The organism is Nostoc sp., assembly GCF_035638895.1.
Lineage (GTDB): Bacteria > Cyanobacteriota > Cyanobacteriia > Cyanobacteriales > Nostocaceae > Nostoc.
Genome location: NZ_DASQZC010000245.1, coordinates 1 through 3,484 on the forward strand (window position 1 = coordinate 1; position 3,484 = coordinate 3,484).

4 protein-coding genes are annotated in these 3,484 nt (G+C 41.6%); all 4 read right to left on the bottom strand.

Annotation, left to right across the window (positions count from 1 at the left end):
- Positions 1 to 777: type IV secretory system conjugative DNA transfer family protein (locus tag VE944_RS11745; protein WP_324976956.1), on the bottom strand; the 777-nt coding region annotated here is incomplete at its 3' end.
- A 236-nt stretch (positions 778 to 1,013) separates the two neighbouring features.
- Positions 1,014 to 2,216 (bottom strand): hypothetical protein, encoded by a 1,203-nt coding sequence (locus VE944_RS11750; protein ID WP_324976960.1) that lies wholly within the window; start codon positions 2,214 to 2,216, stop codon positions 1,014 to 1,016.
- A 24-nt stretch (positions 2,217 to 2,240) separates the two neighbouring features.
- Positions 2,241 to 2,963 (bottom strand): hypothetical protein, encoded by a 723-nt coding sequence (locus VE944_RS11755; protein ID WP_324976963.1) that lies wholly within the window; start codon positions 2,961 to 2,963, stop codon positions 2,241 to 2,243.
- Positions 2,960 to 3,484: TrbI/VirB10 family protein (locus VE944_RS11760; RefSeq protein WP_324976966.1), on the bottom strand; the 525-nt coding region annotated here is incomplete at its 5' end. The genes VE944_RS11760 and VE944_RS11755, both read right to left, overlap by 4 nt.

The window sequence follows — 3,484 nt, forward strand, 5'->3', positions numbered from 1 at the left end:
TTGTTCGCTAGAAAGTATCGCGGCGCAAGTCATAACATCTGCGAATTGACCGAACTCTTTAGCTAACATCAATATTGCTTGAGTCAGCTGATCCCCTGAAGGGCCGAAGAAACCATCTTCAGTTGAATTGCCCAGAAGTCGAAAATTCTTATTGATGACAGTGGAAATTTGTCGGGACGATTCGGCATCACTACTATCCCGGAGAAAATCTAAAGGATTGCAGACTTCAGATTCAGGAAATCCCGGTGCAAAGATGTGAACATCATAGCCCTTGTATTTGGCGTATGCAGCAACTTTCGCTTGAGAAGGGTATTTAAAGTCATAAACTATACATGGAAAACCCTGATCAATTGCCGAGTAAATCATCGGGTTAATGGCGCTGAATGTTTTACCACTACCGGGAGCGCCGATGACTGCCGTACCTCTTTGCACATCAGGGATATAGAAAGTAGTGCCACCACCTTTTTCCTGATGCTTACCAATGTAAAGCGCCGCACTATCACATTGGGGATTGGCAATTTGCAAGATGGCCTTTTTCTGAGCAGTAGCAGTTTCTTTACCACCACCCCAATAAGAAGTAGCGATTTTCTTTTTGTTACCATCGCCCAAAAATACCCTCATCAAAATATAAGCACCAAGTAAGGACAAAACTGTTAGTCCATTGGGAGTGAAAAGAGAGTAAGTGTACTTGCCAATTGCGTCATTATGATTTTGTAATTGCTCAAATCGAAATCTTTGACTAGTAATTGTGTTAGTTGTCGCTAAAAACTTGCTCATAAAGGTATTGGAAATCGAAGGTCTACAAGTTTTGCTCTAGCCGAAAATTCTTGAAGTAAAAATACTAAAGCATTAACAAAGTCGCAAGTCGCAAGTCGCAAGTCGCAAGTAAGTTTTGTAACGGGGATTTAGAAAGAGCCACAAAACTTGCGGCTTGATAGAAACCGGGGACTTAAACTGAACCGTTTGAGAGTTCTTCACTTGCGACTTGCGACTTGTCACTTGCGACTTGATGGTTAATCTGGAAGTGTTGAGGGTTGGCCGAAAATAATGGGGTCTTTTTCTTTGTATTCGATAAACGGAACAGGCCCGATAAAGTATGGCGAACAGGTGCGACCAACAAAGGGAATGGTTTTGCAAATACGGAAGAACATGGCAGTTTGCATAGAACCGCTTGCTTCATCAATATCCCAAATCACTTGTTTAAATGCCGAACCAAAAGGATTTCTACCAGTTGGTTCTTGACCATCGTTAAGGGCTTTCAAGATGCCAAAGCCACCTGTTACCTTCTGTACTTTGCCAGAAATCCATTGAGTACCTGTAGTCCTGCCGATACCTGCCATCTCTGCATGAGCGCAATTATTTTGTAGGCAAGCGACATTAAACCCTTGTTGATAACTACCGGAAATTGAGCGAGTTCGGTTTGCTTCTATGTCTCGCAGTACAATGTCAACTTTACCCATGAATGAAAGGTCGAGTGTTTCCAGCCCTGGCAAATTATCCCAGGTAAGTGTTGATAGTCCAGGTACACCATCAATTTTGGAGTCTTGCCAATTCTCAAATCTATTAATAGATGTGTTTTCAATGTCGGAAATAGATGTTAGTGAGTAATCTTTTAAATTTATTACTCTTCCTAATTGAACGTTACGTAAACGAGAATTTCGGCTGGCGTTACCTATTGTGCCTCCAGTAATTCCAAATCTTCTCAAGAAATCTCTGACAGGTTCAACACTTCTGACATTTCTATTACCTAAACCAGGGATCGCTTCGGTTAAGGATGGTAAAGTTTGCCATTGAGTTAATTGAAAATCATCTAATGTTAACCCACTTAAATTGATTCCTTGTACTGAAGCTATGGTTGAGAGATTTAAATTTTCTATTGCTAATTGAGGTGTTTCAAAATCTCCCAGTTCCATAAACTCACTAATGCTTTGTCCTGCCGTCCAGGTTCTAGTTTCTGTACCTCTTGTGCCTGGGTAGGTAACACTGCCACTAAGAGAAATAATCATGTCGCTAAAACGCAAGCGCGACCAATCAGGAGTAAACCCATTGGGTGAATTTACAATGGGTACTTGTGCCGAAGCCCTGGGCAGCAAAAAGCCTACAAAAGAGTTCAATATTCCATATTTTATGAAACTATGAATCAATAAACTACCTACTAAACCAAAAAAAATTAAGTAACGTAAGGCGTTGTTATTGAGGCGAAAAGATGATTTCATAAGCCATTACCTTGGGCTAAATTATCAAACAGAATTATTATTCAAAGCAATTAATTTATTAGCTAAGTCTTGAGACACAGAAGCCTTATTAGCAGCAGTAGAAATGTCATCACCTGCTTGTAAATAACCGATTAACTTTTGCAAGCGCTGGTGTAGTTCATCTTTCTGATTCATCCATCCACTTTTAATAGCAACAACAATACCGCCTCGAATTTGGTTAATTGTTTGCTGTGCTTTAACTAATGATTGCAATTGAGGTTTTGGGGTTATTTGTTCTCGTGCCACATCCTTCTGAATTGTCACCTGACTATATTTAGGAGTGCCATTACTTGTCGCTAACCGAAAGCTGTAAGCTTTACGCTCACCAGAGGATGACTGCGTAATTACTGTTAACAAAGTGGTAGATGTTTGCGGTATTCCGGGAATGTTTACTCTCTTGATCCGTCGCAGATGAATCAGCCCAGCGCCAGGATTAGGGCAATTCTGATCCAGTCCTTCTAAGCAACCATCTGTGTCAAGCAGAATTTGCGACGGATCATCTAACCAGACTTTTTTGATAGTTTCGCCAAGCTCGTAAAATGAAATTGCTACACCGTGACCATTCCAGACGTTGATAGTTTGTAGTTTGGCCTGCTCCCCACTAGCCATTGATTGAAAGATGGTGCGGACAACTGGGGCGGCAATTGTGGATATTGGTACACAAACAACGGAGATCACTAACGGTATACCAATCAAAAAGTTTTTCATGGCAACTCTAAAGAACGATTTACATTAAAGGTGACTTTGGTTCCCTGTGGAATAAACCAACTATTAGGGCGAGAAGTAATTTCTTTAGTAGCACGTTGATTGCGTTGACTAAGATTTTGACTAACTTGACCAAAAAAACCTGACATTAACGCACCAGTAAGATTGCGCTGATTGCCACTACTACGTGTGCGAATCCTGCCTGTGGATTCATCAAGAATTTCTTCTTCACTATCTGGTTGGTTCATAATCTCCCCAACCTTCCCCAATGCAGACACAGCACCGCCAAACAAGTCACTACGTGCAATCTCGCCACCCCTGTCTTGAAATCTCCGAGCTATTAGAGGTCTACCACCAACTCCTGTCACGGAAATCGCACCCGCAGAAATCGGATATTCTGTATTATCTTTGATGATGCCCCGAACAGAAGCGACAGCGTAACTGCCGCCATCAACTGAGGCTAACTCGACTGCCAATAAAGTACCTTTTGGGATTGCCACTTGCCCATAGTTATCGCGTAAATC

Coding starts and splice junctions, on each gene's coding strand:
- VE944_RS11750 (WP_324976960.1), bottom strand. CDS start 2,216: ATGAAATCATCTTTTCGCCTCAATAACAACGCCTTACGTTACTTAATT.
- VE944_RS11755 (WP_324976963.1), bottom strand. CDS start 2,963: ATGAAAAACTTTTTGATTGGTATACCGTTAGTGATCTCCGTTGTTTGT.